Origin of the sequence: Nostocoides australiense Ben110, assembly GCF_001050535.1 — a bacterium.
Lineage (GTDB): Bacteria > Actinomycetota > Actinomycetes > Actinomycetales > Dermatophilaceae > Nostocoides_A > Nostocoides_A australiense.
Genome location: NZ_HG764815.1, coordinates 810,801 through 828,659, shown reverse-complemented (window position 1 = coordinate 828,659; position 17,859 = coordinate 810,801). Strand labels below are relative to the sequence as shown.

At 69.7% G+C, this 17,859-nt stretch carries 14 protein-coding genes and 1 tRNA gene; 3 read left to right on the top strand and 12 right to left on the bottom strand.

The window, feature by feature from the left end; genetic code table 11:
• Both BN11_RS03915 and BN11_RS03910 read right to left on the bottom strand, forming a co-directional pair.
• Positions 1-499, bottom strand: a 499-nt coding sequence (locus BN11_RS03915; protein WP_048694765.1) for a GMC family oxidoreductase N-terminal domain-containing protein, incomplete at its 3' end; no start/stop codon positions are given.
• On the bottom strand, positions 496-879 hold the full coding sequence (locus tag BN11_RS03910; protein ID WP_048694760.1) for a hypothetical protein: 384 nt from the start codon (positions 877-879) through the stop codon (positions 496-498). The genes BN11_RS03910 and BN11_RS03915, both read right to left, overlap by 4 nt.
• 65 nt (positions 880-944) lie before the next feature.
• On the opposite strand from BN11_RS03910, the gene BN11_RS03905 reads away from it, so the two are divergent.
• Positions 945-1,703: a class I SAM-dependent methyltransferase gene (locus tag BN11_RS03905; RefSeq protein ID WP_048694757.1), complete on the top strand. Its 759-nt coding sequence runs from the start codon at positions 945-947 to the stop codon at positions 1,701-1,703.
• The gene (locus tag BN11_RS03900; protein ID WP_048694753.1) at positions 1,700-2,917 is read left to right on the top strand and encodes a lipopolysaccharide biosynthesis protein; all 1,218 of its coding nucleotides are present in this window, start codon (positions 1,700-1,702) and stop codon (positions 2,915-2,917) included. Before BN11_RS03905 ends, BN11_RS03900 begins: the two co-directional genes overlap by 4 nt.
• 200 nt (positions 2,918-3,117) lie before the next feature.
• On the opposite strand, the gene BN11_RS03895 is transcribed toward BN11_RS03900, so the two are convergent.
• Together BN11_RS03895 and polA are read right to left on the bottom strand one after the other, a co-directional pair.
• Positions 3,118-3,849 carry a Type 1 glutamine amidotransferase-like domain-containing protein gene (locus tag BN11_RS03895; RefSeq protein WP_048694751.1) on the bottom strand — a complete coding sequence of 244 codons (732 nt, stop codon included), beginning with the start codon at positions 3,847-3,849 and terminating at the stop codon, positions 3,118-3,120.
• A 44-nt stretch (positions 3,850-3,893) separates the two neighbouring features.
• On the bottom strand, positions 3,894-6,563 hold the full coding sequence (gene polA, locus BN11_RS03890; protein ID WP_048694748.1) for a DNA polymerase I: 2,670 nt from the start codon (positions 6,561-6,563) through the stop codon (positions 3,894-3,896).
• A 19-nt stretch (positions 6,564-6,582) separates the two neighbouring features.
• Between polA and BN11_RS03885 the strand changes: the two genes are divergently transcribed.
• Entirely contained in the window at positions 6,583-7,032 is a 450-nt protein-coding gene (locus BN11_RS03885; protein WP_048694744.1) for a hotdog fold thioesterase, read from the top strand.
• 3 nt (positions 7,033-7,035) lie between these two features.
• Here BN11_RS03885 and BN11_RS03880 read toward each other — a convergent pair whose 3' ends face one another.
• From BN11_RS03880 to BN11_RS03845, 8 genes are all read right to left on the bottom strand, one after another.
• On the bottom strand, positions 7,036-7,641 hold the full coding sequence (locus BN11_RS03880; protein ID WP_048694738.1) for a GNAT family N-acetyltransferase: 606 nt from the start codon (positions 7,639-7,641) through the stop codon (positions 7,036-7,038).
• Between the two features lie 223 nt (positions 7,642-7,864).
• Positions 7,865-8,488, bottom strand: coding sequence for an ANTAR domain-containing response regulator (locus tag BN11_RS03875; RefSeq protein WP_048694735.1), 624 nt, complete (start codon positions 8,486-8,488; stop codon positions 7,865-7,867).
• Between the two features lie 54 nt (positions 8,489-8,542).
• Positions 8,543-8,623: transfer RNA gene (locus BN11_RS03870), tRNA-Leu, on the bottom strand.
• A gap of 67 nt (positions 8,624-8,690) precedes the next feature.
• Positions 8,691-10,133, bottom strand: coding sequence for a pyruvate kinase (gene pyk / locus BN11_RS03865; protein ID WP_048694731.1), 1,443 nt, complete (start codon positions 10,131-10,133; stop codon positions 8,691-8,693).
• Positions 10,134-10,241: 108 nt separating this feature from the next.
• Complete coding sequence (locus BN11_RS03860) at positions 10,242-11,699, bottom strand: glutamate synthase subunit beta (RefSeq protein ID WP_048694728.1); 1,458 nt, start codon at positions 11,697-11,699, stop codon at positions 10,242-10,244.
• Positions 11,692-16,233, bottom strand: a complete 4,542-nt coding sequence (gene gltB, locus BN11_RS03855) for a glutamate synthase large subunit (RefSeq protein ID WP_048694725.1) — start codon at positions 16,231-16,233, stop codon at positions 11,692-11,694. The genes BN11_RS03860 and gltB overlap by 8 nt, the downstream gene beginning before the upstream one ends.
• Positions 16,234-16,317: 84 nt before the next feature.
• Positions 16,318-17,184: a prolipoprotein diacylglyceryl transferase gene (lgt, locus tag BN11_RS03850; protein WP_048694721.1), complete on the bottom strand. Its 867-nt coding sequence runs from the start codon at positions 17,182-17,184 to the stop codon at positions 16,318-16,320.
• A 6-nt stretch (positions 17,185-17,190) separates the two neighbouring features.
• On the bottom strand, positions 17,191-17,859 hold a 669-nt coding region (locus tag BN11_RS03845), incomplete at its 5' end, for a DsbA family protein (protein WP_048694717.1).

Sequence of the window (17,859 nt, the reverse complement as noted above, 5' to 3'; positions counted from 1 at the left end):
CCGCCGGGTCGCGAACGCGGGCCCACCGCGGGACGTCCAGGCCCGCCCAACCGAGGCGCGCGGCTCCGCGCGCGAGAACGTCCGACGAGGGCGGCAGCGGCGAATCGCCCCGACCGGCGATCGCCAGCCGCTCCTCGACAGTCTTCTGATGAGGCGCGAGGCTTGCCGAGTCGAGTCCTTCGAGACCGTATCGCCGTTCCCAGCCGGCGAGCACGGCCGCTGGCGTGCGGTGGTAGAGGCCGGAGTTCACCTCGCTACCGCCTCCAGCACAGCGCCCCTCGGTGTACGACACCGCTGGACGGCCAAGCGCGACGGTGAGTCCCTCGTTCCGGTACTGCGCCCGCATCTGGGCCAGCGAGAACGGCGGGACCGACCCCGGCTCGACGTATGGGCCATCCTCGACGATGACGACGCGCTGCCCCGCCCGGGCGAGTTCTCGGGCCGCGACCGACCCACCAGGACCCGACCCAACGACGATGGCGTCGGCATGCTCGGTCATCGGTTCCCCCCGAGCACGTCCAGCCCGCGGGCGGCTCGGTCATCGACGACGGCGACGAGAGCAAGCCCTCCGGTCAGCTTCAGCAGCTCCGGGACCCCTGGAAGCGGGAGCGACCGGAGTGTCCGGACACCGCGCTTCTGCGTGGACAGGTCGCCCGCCGCGCCGGCCCGGTCGACCCGGCGCAACAATGGCGCCAACGCCTTGGCCAGGGCAGCCAGCGGCAGCCGGGTCGCATCCGGCAACGCCTGGAGCGACCGCAACACGGCGGCGCCAGCGATCTCCTCCTCCGCGGGCGTCATGGTGCCGAGAACGTCACGGGTTAGCGCGATCCCGAGCGCCGCTGCGGACGCCTGCCACGACGGCGGACGGGGCTGCAACACAGCGTCACTGTAGCCCCGACCCGATCGGCGCGGCCACTGGGTTACTCGCCGGTTAGGATTGCCGGATGAGCCGAGCGCGCCGGGCCGCCGAGCCGACGGGACCGCGCCAGCAGCGCGGCATACGGCGGTCCCGGGACCTATTCGCCAGCTTCCTCGTCGAGCAGACGGACCCGCAACGCTTCTACGGCGACCTCGCGGCGGATTCACTGGCGACCCTGGGCGAATGGGTCGACGTGCGCGATCGGCTGGTGCTCGACGTCGGGGCGGGACCTGCTCAGTTCGCCGCGGCCTTCCGCGCGGCGGGCGCGCACTACATCCCATTGGACTACGACCCCCAGGTGGCCTCGGTCGCCGACGGTGGCATCGTGGGATCGGCCGACGCCATCCCGGTCGAGAGCGGGTCGGTGGACATGGTCTTCTGCAGCAACCTGCTCGAACATGTCGAGCAGGTCGAGCAGGTGCTCGATGAGTTGGTGCGGGTGCTGAAACCCGGCGGGTTGCTCTATCTGAGCTACACCAATTGGCTCTCGCCGTGGGGTGGGCATGAGGCCTCACCGTGGCATTACGTCAGCGGAGACTATGCGATCCGCCGTTACCAACGAGCCCACGGCAAACTGCCGAAGAACCGGCTCGGCGAGACCCTCTATCGCACCAGCGTGGCGGAGGTGTTGCGCTGGGCGCGGGCAAAGCCCGATGCGGAGGTGCTCGTCGCTCGGCCGCGTTATCTGCCCGACGCCGCACGTCATTTGCTGGAGGTGCCCGTGTTCCGGGAGTTCTTGACGTGGAACCTGCTGCTGATCCTGCGCCGCACCAACACCCGGTGACCGAACCGGCGGCGGACACCCCGCACAACGCACTGGCGCGCTCTTGCGCCGTCCTGGCCGTTGCGACCGTGCTCGCCGGCGCGCTCGGGTACGTCTACATCCTCGTCCTGACCCGGGCGCTCGGGCCCGTGGGATATGGCGTCCTCGGGTCACTTCTCGGGCTCTCCGTGGTGCTCTCGATCGCCTCCACGGCGGTGCAGTTGGAGGCGACGCGGGCCGTCGCCGTCGATCCGCGTGCCCCGCGTGGCTGGCTCCACCGGCGCGGGATCGCCATCTCACTCGCGACGGGCGCGGTCACCCTGCTGGCCACCCCCGTCATCGACAGTATCCTGCGGCTGCCCTCTCCCACACTGGTGTTCGCGCTCGCGGCGGTGATGGTGCCGCAAACGTATGTCGGCGTGCAGCTGGGCATCCTGCTCGGCGCCGGCCGGGTCGCGGACTTCGGCGTGCTCCTGGTGCTCAGCGGCGCCAGCCGCACCGTCGCTGCCGTCCTGACCGCTGCGCTTCACGAGTCCGCAGCCTTCGCGTTGTGGGCGTCGGCGGCAACCGCGGTGGCGACGAACATCGTCGGCGCGCTGCTGTTGCGGCGGGTCCCTCGCCCGCGCTCGTCGGACGGCGGGCCGAGGGTCGGTTGGTCGGGGATCCTGCGGGCCGCGCTCGGGGCCGGCGCCCTCGTCGTGCTGCTCAACGCCGACCTGCTCGCGGCCCGAGCCGTGTTGCCCGACAAGGAATCCGGGTGGTACGCCTTCTTGACCGTCTTCGGGCGCGTCACGTTCTGGGGCACGAACTTCATCGCCTTGTGGGTCTTCCCGCACGAGGCGGCCCGCTCCTCGGCGGTAAAAGCGCGCAGCTATGCCCTCGGCGCGGTGGCGGTGATCGCGTCGGCGGCGGTCCTCGCGTCGTGGGTCGGCGGGGCCGTGATCACCGACACCCTCGCCGGGCCAGAATATGCCGGTGCCGCCGGCTATGCGCCCTGGTTCGCCGTCGCCGGCAGCCTGCTGTCGGTGGTGCAGCTGGCGACCTACGTCGACGTCGCCCGGGGCCGGCGCCGGCTCTCGCTCGTGGTGTGGGCGGCGTCGCCGGCGATGGTGCTCGCGATCTGGTTGGCACCGCAGACGATCGCCGGCGTCATCTCCGCCGCGGTCGCCGTCCTGGCCGTCGTGGCTCTCGCCGGGCTCGCCTACATGCGACGGGCAACAGAAGAGGCCCGCTGACGGGACGCTCCGCGCCCGGCGGAGCGCCCCGGCAACGCGTCGGGTTCACCCGATCGGTGTCGCGACCGACGTGGGCCACCGTCTCGGGAGCGTCCTGCGACGCTCACAGCAGGATCGATGCTCGGCGGCGTTCTGCCGGAATACGCTGTCGGACAGCCAATCGCAATGGTGCCGGGTCGCCACGCACCCGCCTCTGGCACTCAGACCAGGATGCGCGGCTCGATCCGCTCCTCGCTGACCTGCCCGTCGCCACCGCGCTGCACGATGTAGGCACCTTTGCCGGGCTGCTCAGTGACCGCCTCGACCAGGTCGGTGCCGTGGTAAACGATGCCGACGCCGTCGTCGGTGCAGTGGGTCAATGCCAGGGTGCCGTCGCCGACGAGCCGGTGGACGGTGGGCCGGCGCTGCTCCTCGGAGTCGTAGTGCACGCCATTGCCGTATGGCAGCAGCCCCAGCCCGTTGGTGACCGCGCGCAGGTCGGGGCCGTAGGAGTCGGTACAGCCGCCGTCATACCAGCAGATCGAACCGGCCGAGACGCCGCTGAGCACGACACCCGCCTCCCAGGCGCGACGGAAGACCGGACGCAAGTCGTGAACATCCCACACCGCAAGGAGATTGGCGACCGACCCGCCGTTGACCCACACGACGTCCTGGGCCATCAGGTGGCCCTCGATGTCCTCGACGTTCGGCATCGGGAACAAGTGCAGGTGCGTCAGGTCGAAGCCCGCGACCCGGGCCGCCTCGTCCATCTCGGCGGCGAACCAGCGCTGGTCCCCGGAGGCCGTACCCACCAGGCACACCCGGGGTGCGTGGCCACTGACCCCCGCCAACTCCACCGCGTGGTGGACGAGATGGTTGAACTCCATCCGGGTGCGGGTGCCGAATCGGTAGCCGCCGGAGGTGGCCAAGATCGTGGGGTGGTCTGCTGGCATGCACCGACTCTAGGACCTCGCCCGAGGACGCGTCGTGGGGTGGCCTAGTGGCCGGCGTCGTGCCAGGAGCGGCCGATGCCGACACTGACGTCGAGGGGGACGTCGATCTCGCCTGCGGCGGAACCCATTTCGCGCCGCACGAGCGCTTCGACCTGCTCGGCCTCGCCGGGGGCGACCTCGACGACGAGTTCGTCGTGGACCTGGAGCAGCAGGCGCGAGTTCAGACCGGCGTCGCGCAATGCGTTGTGGGCGTTGATCATCGCGACCTTCATGATGTCGGCGGCGCTGCCTTGGATGGGTGCGTTGAGTGCCATCCGCTCGGCCATCTCGCGCCGCTGCCGGTTGTCGCTGGTCAGGTCGGGCAGGTAGCGGCGCCGGCCGAGCATCGTCTCGGTGTAGCCGGTCGCGCGCGCGTCGGCGACGACATCGCGCAGGTAGTCGCGGACGCCACCGAAACGGGCGAAGTACTCCTCCATCAGCGCGCTGGCCTCCTCGCGTGGGATCGTCAGCTGCCGGGAGAGCCCGAACGCGGACAGCCCGTAGGCGAGGCCGTAGGACATCGCTTTGATCTTGCTGCGCATCGCCGGCGTCACGTCCTGCGGCGCCACGGCGAAGACGCGTGAGCCGACGAACCGGTGCAGGTCCTCCCCCGACCGGAAGGCCTCGATCAGACCCGCGTCGCCGGACAGGTGGGCCATGATCCGCATCTCGATCTGGCTGTAGTCGACCGACATCAGCGACTCGTAGTCCGGGCCGACGACGAAGCTCTCGCGGATGCGCCGGCCCTCGTCGGTGCGGATCGGGATGTTCTGCAGGTTGGGGTCCTTGGAGGACAGGCGCCCGGTCGCCGCAATGGTCTGCTCGTATGTCGTGTGGATGCGTCCGTCGTCGCTGACCGACTTCAGCAGCCCCTCGACCGTGACCCGCAGCCGGGTCGCGTCGCGGTGGCGCAGCAGCGCCTCGAGGAACGGGTGCTCCGTCTTGGTGTAGAGATCAGCCAGCGCCTCCGCGTCGGTGGTCCATCCCGTCTTGGTGCGCTTGGTCTTGGGCATGGCGAGGGTGTCGAAGAGGACGACCTGCAGCTGCTTCGGAGAGCCGAGGTTGATCTGCTCGCCGCCGATCGCGTCATAGGCATCCTCCTGGGCCCGCTCGACCGCGTCGGCGAAGTCCTTCTCGAGGGCTTCGAGGTGGGTCAGGTCCACGGCGATGCCCGTCTGCTCCATCTCGGCGAGCACGCCGACCAGAGGCAGCTCGACCTCACGCAACAACCGGGTGCCCCCGGCCTTCTCGACCTGCTCCGCGAGAGTGTGGCCGAGGTCGAGGACCGCGCGCGCCCGGACGCCGGCGTCGGCGATCTCGGCCTGATCATCGGCGCCGAAGTCGAGCATCCCCTCTGCGGCACCGGTTTCGGCCCGCAGGTCACGACCGAGCATCCGCACGACCAGATCGGCCAGGTCGAAGTCGCGCTGGTCGGGTTTGACGAGGTAGGCGGCCAGCGCCGTGTCCAGCGCCAGCCCGCCCAGCTCCCACCCGCGCGCGTGCAGAGCGTGTATCGGCCCTTTGGCATCGTGAACGAATTTGGGCACCTCGGGGTCGGCCAGCCAATGCCCGAGGGCGGCTTCGCCGTCGGGATCGAGTTGGGTGACGTCGATGAAGACGGCCGGGCCCTCGGAGCCGGCCAGCGCCAGCGCCCCGACGTCCCCGTCACCGCGGGCCCACGAGCCGACGACGTGGACGCCGATCTCGCCCGTGCGCCCCGGGCCGGCGAGCCACTCCCCCACGTCGCCGCCTGCCAGCGAGCGGGTCTCGACGTCGAAGCCGCCCTCGGCCTCGACCGCGGTCGTGTCGAAGGTGGTGAACAGCCGCTCGCGCAGCACGCGGAACTCGAGGGCGTCGAAGACCTCGTGGACCCGCTCGCGGTCCCACATCCGCCGCTGGAGGTCATCGACGGTGAGCCCGGTGTCGAGATCGCGGACGAGCTGGTTGAGCCGCCGGTTGCGCAGCACCTGCTCGAGGTTGTCGCGCAGCGCGGCACCGACCTTGCCACCGATCTGGTCGACGTGGGCGACGATGCCGGACAGGCCGTCATACTGCTGAATCCACTTCGCGGCCGTCTTGGGACCGACTCCCGGCACCCCCGGCAGATTGTCGCTCGACTCACCGACCAGGGCCGCGAGATCGCCGTAGCGCTGCGGCGGGACGCCATATTTCTCCTCCACCTTGGCCGGCGTCATCCGCCACACCTCGGAGACCCCGCGGACGGGATACAGGAGGGTGACCGTGTCGGTGACCAGCTGGAAGGCGTCCCGGTCGCCGGAGCAGATGACGACCTCCATGTCCTGCTCGGCGGCGCGCGTCGTCAGCGTGGCGATGATGTCGTCGGCCTCGAAACCCGGCACCTCTAGCCAGCGGATCTGGAGGGCGTCGAGGACCTCGCGCAGCAGGGGCAGCTGGCCGGAGAACTCGCTCGGCGTTGCGGACCGGCCGGCCTTGTATTCGGCATACTCCTCCATCCGGAAGGTCTGCCGGGAGTGGTCGAAGGCCACGGCGATGTGTGTCGGGTCCTCGTCGCGCAGCACATTGATGAGCATCGAGGTGAACCCGTAGACGGCGTTGGTGTGCTGGCCGGTCTTGGTCGAGAAGTTCTCGGCCGGCAGCGCGTAGAAGGCGCGATAGGCCAGCGAATGACCGTCGAGGAGGAGTAGGCGACTCACGCATGGCAGCCTATGCGTCATGACCGACAACGCCATCTTCTCCTCCTCCGCGGACGTCCTCGCGGCCGTCAACGCCATGTCGAAGGGGACCCTCGCCGATCGGATGGGCATCGAGATCACCGAGTTGAGCAAGGACCGGGTGGTGGGCACGATGCCGGTGGCCGGCAACCAGCAGCCGTATGGCCTGCTGCACGGGGGCGCGAGTGTGGTCCTGGCCGAGACCCTCGGCTCGCTCGGCTCGGCCATGCACGCCGGTCCGGCGCGCGCAGCGGTCGGGATCGACATCAACGCCACCCACCACCGGGCCGCGCGCTCGGGCATCGTCACGGGAGTCGCCACCGTGCTCTCCGCCGGCAAGACGATGGTGTCGTATGAGGTGGTCATCACCGACGATCAGGGGCGCCGGTGCTGCACGTCGCGGATCACCTGCCTGCTGCGGGATCTCCCGCCGGGTGCGAAGGCCGAGTGAGAGCTAGATTGCGGTGCGGCGCAACGAGATTGCCCGCGCCGGTGCCGCCGAGCCCACGGCGCCGCGGGACCGCGCCCGGAGGGTGCGCCGTTTGCCGAGCAGGATCTCCTGGGACGCGGTGTCGGCGCCGGACAGCTTGCGGCGCAGCACCGCCGTCGGCACCACGCGGCGGGTGATGGTGGTGGCGAATCCGAGGCGGGCGAGATAGCGATTGCTCAGCTTGTCGGTGGCGGCGACATTGGCGAAGACCAGGTCGTGGCCCTCGCTCTCGGCCATGGTCGCCACCGCGCCGAGGAGGCCGGCCGCGACGCCCTGGCGGCGACCTTCGGGGATGACATAGAGCTCGTCGATCGCGAGGCCGGCCGGGTCGAGCAGGCCGTGATTGCGGTTGTTGACGACGGCGAAGCCGACGGGCCGGTGGTCAAGACGCGCCAGCAGCACGGTCGTTACGGGGCGCTCGAGGGCTTCGGTGATCCGCGCGACATTGCCGGCCCGCGCCGCCAGGTCGTGGCTCATCCCGGAGCAGAGCGCCCATTCGATCCACAACGCCGACAGATCACTGGCATCGACGGGGAGGGCCTTGGTCACATTGAGGTGGGGACGTGCCACCGGGGGCTCCTCATGAGGCGTCGAATACAGCGGTCGGACAGGTCCGGGAGAGCAGCGCGTGGGGGCGCGTTGACCAGCCGGTAACGGGCACTCTAAGGCCTGGGGGTCGGGTTGCGAAACCCGGTGTTCCGCACGCCACGACGAGGTCCCTGACCTGCGGGAACGCCTGGGACGTCTGAGTCGGATGTGACTTTTGTGACGAGTTGCAGCAGGACCGGCCGGGTCAGGCCTTGTCGATCCCGGCGATGACGGCCTCGGCGACGTCCTTCATCCCCATGCGCCGGTCCATCGCGGTCTTCTGGATCCAGCGGAAGGCTTCGGCCTCGGACAGCTTGAGCTTCTTCATCAGCACGCCCTTGGCCCGTTCGACGGCCTTGCGTGTCTCGAGGGCCTCGCCGAGGTCGGCGACCTCCTTCTCGAGTTCCTTCAGTTCGCTCCAGCGCGAGAGGGCGATATTGATCGCCGGCGCCAGGTCGGCGGCAGTGAAGGGCTTGACGATATAGGCCATCACTCCGGCGTCGCGGGCCCGTTCGACCAGTTCGGTCTGGGAGAAGGCGGTCAGCATGATGACGGGGCACAGGCGCTGCTTGCCGATCTCGTCGGCAGCCGCGAGCCCGTCCATCACGGGCATCTTGACGTCCATGATCACCAGGTCGGGCCGGGTCTGCACGGCCAGCTCGACGGCCTGCTCGCCGTTGCTGGCCTGCCCGACCACGTCATACCCGGCCTCGCCGAGCATCTCGACCAGGTCGAGCCGGATCAGCGCTTCGTCCTCAGCCACGACGATGCGGGGCGCGGTGGGAGCGCTCCCGCCAGCGGTCGTCGTGGCCTTGGCCTCGTTGCTCATCGTGCGTACCTCATCTGTCCTCGAGCCGACCCGCGTGGTCGCTCGTCGTTCACGTGCCGGGAGCGGGATTTGAACCCGCACGCCTTGCGGCAAAGCATTTTGAGTGCTCCGTGTCTGCCATTCCACCACCCCGGCGAGGTGCCCGCACAGCATACCGGTGACGTTCCGCGACAGCGGACGCCCGGGCGGCGGTGGACTCTTGTCACAGGTGCGAGAACGCCCCTCGGTGGTTGATGGCGTCCCCGACCGAGTGCACGCGCAAGGCGTTCGTCGTCCCGCTGACGCCGGGCGGGGAACCGGCGGCGATGACCACGCGCTCGCCCTCGGGGCACCGCTTGTCGCGCATCAGGGCCTCGTCGACCTGGAAGGCCATGTCGTCGGTGTGCGTGACATTGGGGACGAGGAAGGTCTCCACTCCCCAGGTGAGGGCGAGTTGGCTGCGGGTGGCCGGGCTCGGGGTGAAGGCGAGCATCGGGCGGTATGGCCGCAGCCGCGACATCGCGCGCGCCGAACTCCCCGACGTGGTGAAGGTGACCAGATAGCGGGCGCCGACGAGCTGGGCGATGTCGACCGCCGCGCGCGTGATGGCTCCGCTGACGGTCTGCGGCGGCGCGGTCAGGGCCGAGATGCGCTCGAACCCGGTCTCCTCGGTGTTCTCGATGATGCGCGCCATCGTCTTGACCGCGCCGATCGCGTGGGCCCCGACGCTGGTTTCGCCGGAGAGCATGAGGGCGTCCGCGCCGTCGAGGACGGCATTGGCGGCATCGGAGGCCTCGGCTCGCGTGGGGCGGGGGTTCTCGATCATCGACTCGAGCACCTGGGTGGCGACAATGACCGGCTTGGCGTTGCGGCGCGCGATCTCGATGGCGCGCTTCTGCACGAGCGGGACCTGCTCCAGCGGCAGTTCGACGCCGAGGTCGCCCCGGGCGACCATGATCCCGTCGAAGGCGGCGACGATGGATTCGAGGTTCTCGACGGCCTGCGGCTTCTCGATCTTGGCGATCACCGGCAGCCGCAACCCCTCCTCGTCCATGATCTCGTGGACGCGGCGGATGTCCTCGGCCGAACGGACGAAGGACAGGGCGATGAAATCGGCAGCCAGGTGCAGGGCCCAGCGCAGATCCTCCTCGTCCTTCTCGGACAGGGCCGGCACGCTGACCGCCACGCCGGGCAGGTTGATGCCCTTGTTGTTGGACACCGTGCCGCCCTGGACGACCTCGCAGGTGACGTCGGTGTCGGTCACCGCGGTGGCGACCAGTTCGACCTTGCCGTCATCGATGAGCAGGGTGTCGCCGGGCTCGACATCGCCGGGCAGGCCCTTGAAAGTGGTGCCGACGATCTCCTGGGTGCCGTCGACATCGCGCGTGGTGATGGTGAACGTGTCGCCGGCGATCAGCTCGATGGGACCCCCGCTGAAGCGCATGGTCCGGATCTTCGGTCCCTGGAGATCCACGAGCACGCCCACGGCGCGACCGCTGGCGTTGGATGCCTCGCGAACGTTGGCGTAGACCTTCGCGTGGTCCTCGTAGCTGCCGTGGGACAGGTTCATCCTCGCGACGTCCATGCCCGCCGCCACCAGCTCGGCCAGGCGCTCGGGAGCGGCCGTGGCCGGGCCGATGGTGCAGACGATCTTCGCTCGACGCATAGGTCAATGGTAACCGTGTAAACGCTTACTCATGACCGCGTCGCGGCCGCGGCAGGCCCGTTGGCCAGCGCCTGAGCCCGTCGTCAGCCCCGCGGGCGGACGTGTGGTTCAGACCGTCAGCGGACGATCGGTGGGGTTGATCGGACGCGGCAGCTGCGAGGCGCCCATGAGGTATTCATCCACCCCTCTGGCGGCGGCCCGGCCCTCCGCGATCGCCCAGACGATCAGGGATTGGCCGCGTCCGGCGTCACCGGCAACGAAGACGCCAGGCACAGTGGTCTGGAAGTCCTTGTCCCGCTTGACATTTCCGCGCTCGTCCAGCTCCACCTCCAGCTGTTCGACCAGGCCCTGCTGCTGCGGGCCGACGAAGCCCATGGCGAGCAGGACCAGTTGCGCCGGCAGCTCACGCTCGGTGCCCTCGACGGGGTCGAACCCCTTCTCCCCCAGCCGCACGTCCTGGACCCGGAGGGCGGCGACCCGGCCGTCGGCGTCCTTCGTGATCTCCTGGGTGGAGACGGCATACAGCCGCTCCCCGCCCTCTTCGTGGGCGCTGGCGACCCGGAAGATCATCGGATAGGTCGGCCACGGCTGGTTGCCCGGGCGCTCCGGCCCCGGCTGGGGCATGATCTCCAGGCTCGTCACCGATCGTGCGCCCTGTCGATGGGAGGTGCCGATGCAGTCGGCGCCGGTGTCACCGCCGCCGATGACGATGACGTCCTTGCCGGTGGCGGTGATCTGGTCGGCGACCCGCTCGCCGAGGGCGACCCGGTTGGCCTGCGGCAGAAAATCCATCGCCTGCACCACGCCGTCCGCCTCCCGGCCCGGCACGGGCAGGTCACGCGGGAGCGTCGATCCGATGGCGAGGACCACCGCGTCATACCGCGCACGCAGCTGCTGGCCCGTGAGCGAGCCACCGACGTCGACGCCGCACCGGAAGCGGGTGCCTTCGGCCTCCATCTGACCCAGGCGCCGGTCCAGGACCGCCTTCTCCATCTTGAACTCGGGGATGCCGTAGCGCAGCAGCCCACCGGGCTTGTCGGCGCGTTCGAAGACGGCGACCGTATGGCCGGCCCGCGTCAGTTGCTGCGCGGCAGCCAGGCCCGCGGGGCCGGAGCCGATGACGGCAACGGTCTTGCCGGACAGGCGATCCGGCGGCTGCGGCGTGACCGAGCCGGCCTCCCAGGCGCGGTCGATGGTGGTGACCTCGACCTGCTTGATCGTCACGGCGGGCTGGTTGATCCCGAGGACGCACGCGGTTTCGCATGGGGCGGGACACAGCCGCCCGGTGAACTCCGGGAAGTTGTTCGTCGCGTGCAGCCGCTCGATGGCGCCGCGCCAGTCGCCGCGCCAGGCCATGTCGTTCCACTCGGGGATGAGATTGCCGAGGGGGCAGCCGGAGTGACAGAACGGGATGCCGCAGTCCATGCAGCGCCCGGCCTGCCGTTGCAGCTGGGCGACGTCCTGCGCCTCGTACACCTCTTTCCAGTCCTTGATGCGGACCGGCACCGGGCGGCGCTCGGGAAGCTCGCGCTCGCGGGTCTTGAGAAAACCTTGTGCGTCAGCCACGTGCCGCCTCCATGATCCGTTCCCACACGATGTCGGACTCGGGCGCTATGCCCTCTGCCTCGGCGTCCGCTCGCACTTGCAACACCCGTGCATAGTCGCGCGGGAGGATAAGGGAGAAACGGGCCTTGGCGCTCTCCCAATCGGCCAGCAGGTCCGCCGCGACCGGGGAGCCGGTGGCGTCCGCGTGGGCCTGCAGCAGGGTGCGGACGAGATCCTCGTCCTCGTCGCGCAGCGCGACGATGTCGACGAACTCGCCGTTGACGCGATGGGCCGGCAGGTCCAGGACATAGGCGACCCCACCGGACATGCCGGCGGCGAAGTTGCGCCCGATGCGCCCGAGGATGAGCGCCACTCCACCGGTCATGTACTCGCACCCGTGGTCGCCGACGCCCTCGACGACGGCGGTCGCGCCGGAGTTGCGGACGCAGAAGCGCTCACCGGCGATGCCGCGCAGGAAGATCTCGCCGCTGGTGGCGCCGTAGCCGATGACATTGCCGGCGATGACGTTCTCCTCGGCGCGGAAGACCGAGCTGGGGTGGGGGCTGACGACCAGCTTGCCACCCGAAAGCCCCTTGCCGACATAGTCGTTCGCATCGCCGACCAAGCGCAGCGTCACTCCGGTGGGTAGGAACGCTCCGAAGGACTGGCCGGCCGAACCGGTGAGGGTGATGTCGATGCTGCCGTCGGCCAGGCCGGCGACCTGCCGGCTGGTGACCTCATGACCGAGCATCGTGCCCACGGTCCGGTTGACATTGCGGATCGCCAACTGGCCCCGCGCCTGGTCGCCGTCATCGAGGGCGGTGCGGGCAATCGAGATCAGCTGATGGTCGAGTGCCTTCTCGAGTCCGTGGTCCTGGGTGACGCTCTGGTAGCGCGTGACACCGTCGCCGGGGACGGCCTCGGTCAGGATCGGCGTCAGGTCCATGCCGTCGGTCTTCCAATGGTGGACCGCGGCGGTGGTGTCGAGGGCGCCGATCTGGCCGATGGCCTCGGCGATGGAGCGGAAGCCGAGTGCGGCCAGGTGCTCGCGCACCTCTTGGGCGATGTACTCGAAGAAGGTCTCGACGAATTCGGGTCGTCCGGTGTAGCGGGAGCGCAGTTCGGGGTTCTGGGTCGCGATGCCGACCGGGCAGGTGTCGAGGTGGCAGACCCGCATCATGATGCAGCCGCTGACGACCAGCGGGGCGGTGGCGAACCCGAACTCCTCGGCACCGAGAAGCGCGGCGATGACGACATCACGCCCCGTCTTCAGCTGCCCGTCCACCTGAACCACGATCCGGTCGCGCAGCCCGTTGAGGACCAGCGTCTGCTGGGTCTCGGCGAGGCCGAGTTCCCAGGGAGCGCCGGCGTGCTTGAGCGAGGTCAGCGGTGAGGCCCCGGTGCCGCCGTCGTGCCCGGAGATGAGCACGACGTCGGAGTGCGCCTTGGACACCCCCGCCGCGACCGTGCCGACGCCGACCTCGGAGACGAGCTTGACGTGGATCCGCGCCGCCGGATTGGCGTTCTTCAGGTCGTGGATCAGCTGGGCGAGATCCTCGATGGAGTAGATGTCGTGGTGCGGTGGCGGGCTGATCAGGCCGACACCGGGTGTCGAGTGGCGGGTCTTGGCCACCCACGGGTAGACCTTGTGGGCGGGCAGCTGGCCACCCTCGCCGGGCTTGGCGCCCTGGGCCATCTTGATCTGGATGTCGTCGGCGTGGGTCAGGTATGCCGAGGTGACCCCGAACCGGCCCGAAGCCACCTGCTTGATCGCCGAGCGGCGCTCGGGGTCGAGGAGCCGGTCGAGGTCCTCGCCGCCTTCGCCGGTGTTCGAGCGCCCGCCGAGACGGTTCATCGCGATGGCGAGGGTCTGGTGGGCCTCGAGGCTGATCGAGCCATAGCTCATGGCGCCGGTGTTGAACCGCTTGACGATCTCGCTGACCGGCTCCACCTCGGCGATCGAGATCGGTTCGCGCACCCCGTCCTTGAACGCGAACAGTCCCCGCAGCGTCATCAGCCGCTCGGCCTGCTCGTCGACCCGCCGGGTGTACTGCTGGAAGATGTCGTAGCGGCGCTGACGCGTCGAGTGCTGCAGCTTGAAGACCGTCTCGGGGTCGAACAGATGCGGTTCGCCCTCGCGGCGCCATTGGTATTCGCCGCCGACCTCCAGCGTGCGGTGGGGCAGCCGCACCCCCTCCGGCGGGTATGCCGCGGCGTGCCTCGCCGCGCACTCCGCGGCGATCACGTCGAGGCCGATACCCCCGAGCTGGGTGACGGTACCGGTGAAGTAGGTGTCGACGAGTTCCTGAGAGAGGCCGATGGCCTCGAAGACCTGAGCGCCGCGATAGGACGCCACGGTGGAGATGCCCATCTTGGACATCACCTTCAGGACGCCCTTGCCGAGCGCCTTGATGAGGTTCTTGACCGCCTGCTCCCCCGTGACGCCGGTGATGATCCCGGAGCGCACGAGGTCCTCGACCGACTCCATGGCCAGATAGGGGTTGACCGCCGCCGCGCCGTAGCCGATGAGCAGGGCGACGTGGTGGACCTCGCGGACGTCGCCGGCCTCGACGATGAGACCGACCTGGGTGCGGGTCTTCTCCCGGATGAGGTGGTGGTGAACCGCGGCCGTCAGCAGCAGCGACGGGATCGGCGCGTAGTCCCGGCCGGAGTCGCGGTCGGACAGGACGATGAACCGCGCCCCCCGGGCGATGGCCTCAGAGACCTCGGCGCAGATCTCGTCGATACGCGCCGCCATTCCCTCGCCGTCGCGCATGTGGTCGTAGAGACCCTTGACGACATGAGTGGCGTAGCCCGGCAGGTCGCCGTCGGCGTTGATGCGGATGATCTTCGCGAGCTGGTCGTTGTCGATGACCGGGAAGTCGAGGACCAGCTGGCGGCAGTGCGCCGGGGAGGCGGTCAGGACATTGCCCTCGGGGCCGACCGAGGTGCCCAGGGAGGTGACGAGTTCCTCACGGATGGCGTCCAGCGGCGGGTTGGTGACCTGCGCGAACAGCTGGGTGAAGTAGTCGAACAGTAGCCGCGGCTTCTGGCTGAGCACCGCGATCGGGGTGTCCGTGCCCATCGACCCGAGAGCCTCACCGCCGGTGCGGGCCATCGGGGTGAGCAGGATCCGCAGCTCCTCCTGGGTGTAGCCGAAGGTCTGCTGCCGACGCGCGACCGACTTGGCGGTGTGGACGATGTGCTCCCGCTCGGGCAGGTCGCCCAGGTGGATCAGGCCGGCGTGCAGCCACTCGGCATACGGCAGCTCGGTGGCCAGCTTGCTCTTGATCTCCTCGTCCTCGATGATCCGGCCCTGGGCGGTGTCGACGAGGAACATCCGGCCCGGCTGCAGCCGGCCCTTGCGGATGACCTTCTCGGGCGCGATGTCGAGCACTCCGGACTCGGACGCCAGCACGACCAGCCCGTCGTCGGTGACCCAGAACCGGCCCGGGCGCAGGCCGTTGCGGTCCAGGACCGCCCCGATCTGGGTGCCGTCGGTGAAGGTGACGCAGGCCGGGCCGTCCCACGGCTCCATCGTCATCGAATGGAACTCGTAGAAGGCGCGCCGGTCGGCGTCCATCTCCTCGTGATTCTCCCAGGCCTCCGGGATCATCATCAGCACGGCGTGCGGGAGGGAGCGGCCGCCCAGGTGGAGCAGTTCGAGCACCTCGTCGAAGGAGGCGGAGTCGGAGCCGCCGGGCGGGCAGATCGGCGACAGGCGCGACAGATCGCCGGGGATCAGGTCGCTGACCAGCTGGGACTCGCGGGCCGCCATCCAGTTGCGGTTGCCCTTGACGGTGTTGATCTCGCCGTTGTGGGCGATCAGCCGGTAGGGGTGGGCCAGCGGCCACGACGGGAAGGTGTTGGTCGAGAAACGGCTGTGCACCAGCGCGAGCTCGGTGACGAAGCGCTCATCGGACAGGTCGGGGAAGAAGGGCTCGAGCTGACCGGTGGTCAGCATGCCCTTGTAGACCAGGGTCCGCGCGGACAACGAGGCGAAGTAGACGTCGGCCTCCCGCTCGGCGCGCTTGCGCAGGCAGTAGGCACGCCGGTCCAGGTGTATGCCGCGCACCGCACCGTCGCTGGCCGCCAGGAAGAGCTGGGCGAAGTGCGGCATACAGTCGCGGGCGGCGGTGCCGACCAGATCGGGAGTGACGGGAACATCGCGCCAGCCGATGACTTCCAGGCCCTCCTCGTGGGCGAGGTCCTCGATGCGGTGGACGGCCTCGCTGCGGGCCTCCGGGTCGGCGGGCAGGAAGGCGGCGCCCACGGCATACGACCCACGCGGCGGCAGGGTGAATCCGGCGACCTCGCGCAGGAAGGCGTCGGGCACCTGGGTCAGGATGCCGGCGCCGTCGCCGACGAGCGGGTCGGCCCCGGTGGCGCCGCGGTGGTCGAGGTTGGTCAGTGCCGTCAGGGCCTGCACGACGATGTCGTGGCCGGCATGCCCGCGCAGCGTTGCCACCATGGCCACGCCGCACGCGTCATGCTCGAACTCGCGGCGATACAGCCCGTGGTCGGCGGGCTGGGCCGAGAAGAGGGCAGAGGCCATCGGGCACCGTCCTTTTCCAAACTTGTGAGGGAACCTGCGTGGACGGCAACGGCCACGTCGAGATCACCCTATCATCAGGCCGTCCTACGATGTGGTCAGGGATTTCTCACCCTGTGAGACGGCCGACCCGCGCCGGGAGCGGCGCCCCGTCCACGCGTAGAGCGCCACGCCCAGGAGAAAGACGGCGATCGAGGTCCAGACATTGATCCGCTGCCCGAGGATGATCGTCGCCTGGTCGGTGCGCATCTTCTCCAGGACGATCCGGAAGGTCGGGTAGCCGGCGACATAGAGCGCGAACAGCTGACCCGGGGCGAAGGCGCGACGCCGGTCCAGCATCAGCAGCACGATCGCCAGCAGCAGGCAGAAGATCGCCTCGTACAGGAAGGTGGGGTGGAAGGTGCCGAGCACGACCGGGTCGCCGCTTGCGTCCTTGACCGCGGACCCGGTGGCGGTATCCCACTGGTGGATCTGCACCGCCCAGGGCACATCGGTGCGCTCGCCGTAGACCTCGTTGTTGAACCAGTTGCCCCAGCGGCCGAGCGCCTGGGCGATGGCGATGCCCGGGGCGGCGGAATCGGCGAAGTCGAGGAAACCCACGCCGGCCCGGCGGCAGCCGATCCACGCCCCCAGCGCCCCAAGCGCGATGGCCCCCCACACGCTGAGTCCGCCCTGCCAGATCTTCAGGGCGTCGATGAGACGGCCGTCGGCGCCGAAGTAGGCCTCCGGTGAGCTGAGGACGTGATAGATGCGGGCGCCGACGATGCCGAAGGGCACCGCCCAGGTGGCGATGTCGAGGGCATCGGTGCGTTTGCCGCCGCGGTGCTCGAGGCGGCGCCCGGCGAGCCACACGGCGACGACGATGCCGGTGAGGATGCACAGGGCGTAGCCGCGGATCGCCAGCGGGCCGAGGTGTAGCGCACCCACCGTCGGGCTCGGGATGTAGGTGATCACGGCCGCCTACTCGGTCGCATCCACGATCGCCGCCCTCAGCCCGGCGGGCGTGATGATGTCCCGCAAAGCCACCGGCTTCCCGTCGATCCACACCGTGGGGGTGCCGGTGACGCCGTCGGTGGTCGCCGCGGCGTTGGAGTCGGCGACGAACGTGCTGTAGGGGGCCGATTCGGTGCACGCGGTCCACGCGTCGAGGTCTGGGACCTGTGCAGTCCTGGCGAAAGCGGCAATCTGCTCCACGCTCACCGACGTGCCTTCGGGGTACTGCTCGGCGAAGGCGGCGTCGTGGAATTCCTGCCATTTGCCTTGGTCCGCCGCACAGAAGGCGCCATTGGCGACGGGCGTCGACTGCGTGCCGCCGGTCATCTCGTCGAGGAAGTTCATGATCCGGTAGTTGAGCTGGATCTTGCCGTCCGCGGCCAACTCGTTCAGGGTGGCCCCGATCGCTCCCTCCAACTGGGCGCACGCCGGGCACTGGAAGTCCTCGAACACGGTCACCACGGGAGCGCCGGGCGGCAGATCCACCCCCGCGAACGAGCGGTAGCCCTCGTCCACGCCGGCGCCCTCGGGTGTCGACTGCGGACCGGTGGCGGACGCGGACGCCGTGCTCGTCGTGTTGCCGGCTGTCGGCGCCGTCGCCTCGGCCGCGCTCGCCGTCGGGACGGGCTCCTCGGT

Bases quoted from the DNA above. Each gene is read 5' to 3' on its own strand.
- BN11_RS03875 (WP_048694735.1), bottom strand. From the start codon at position 8,488: ATGAGCAACGAGGCCAAGGCCACGACGACCGCTGGCGGGAGCGCTCCC.
- BN11_RS03885 (WP_048694744.1), top strand. From the start codon at position 6,583: ATGACCGACAACGCCATCTTCTCCTCCTCCGCGGACGTCCTCGCGGCC.
- gltB (WP_048694725.1), bottom strand. From the start codon at position 16,233: ATGGCCTCTGCCCTCTTCTCGGCCCAGCCCGCCGACCACGGGCTGTAT.
- BN11_RS03895 (WP_048694751.1), bottom strand. From the start codon at position 3,849: ATGCCAGCAGACCACCCCACGATCTTGGCCACCTCCGGCGGCTACCGA.
- pyk (WP_048694731.1), bottom strand. From the start codon at position 10,133: ATGCGTCGAGCGAAGATCGTCTGCACCATCGGCCCGGCCACGGCCGCT.
- BN11_RS03905 (WP_048694757.1), top strand. From the start codon at position 945: ATGAGCCGAGCGCGCCGGGCCGCCGAGCCGACGGGACCGCGCCAGCAG.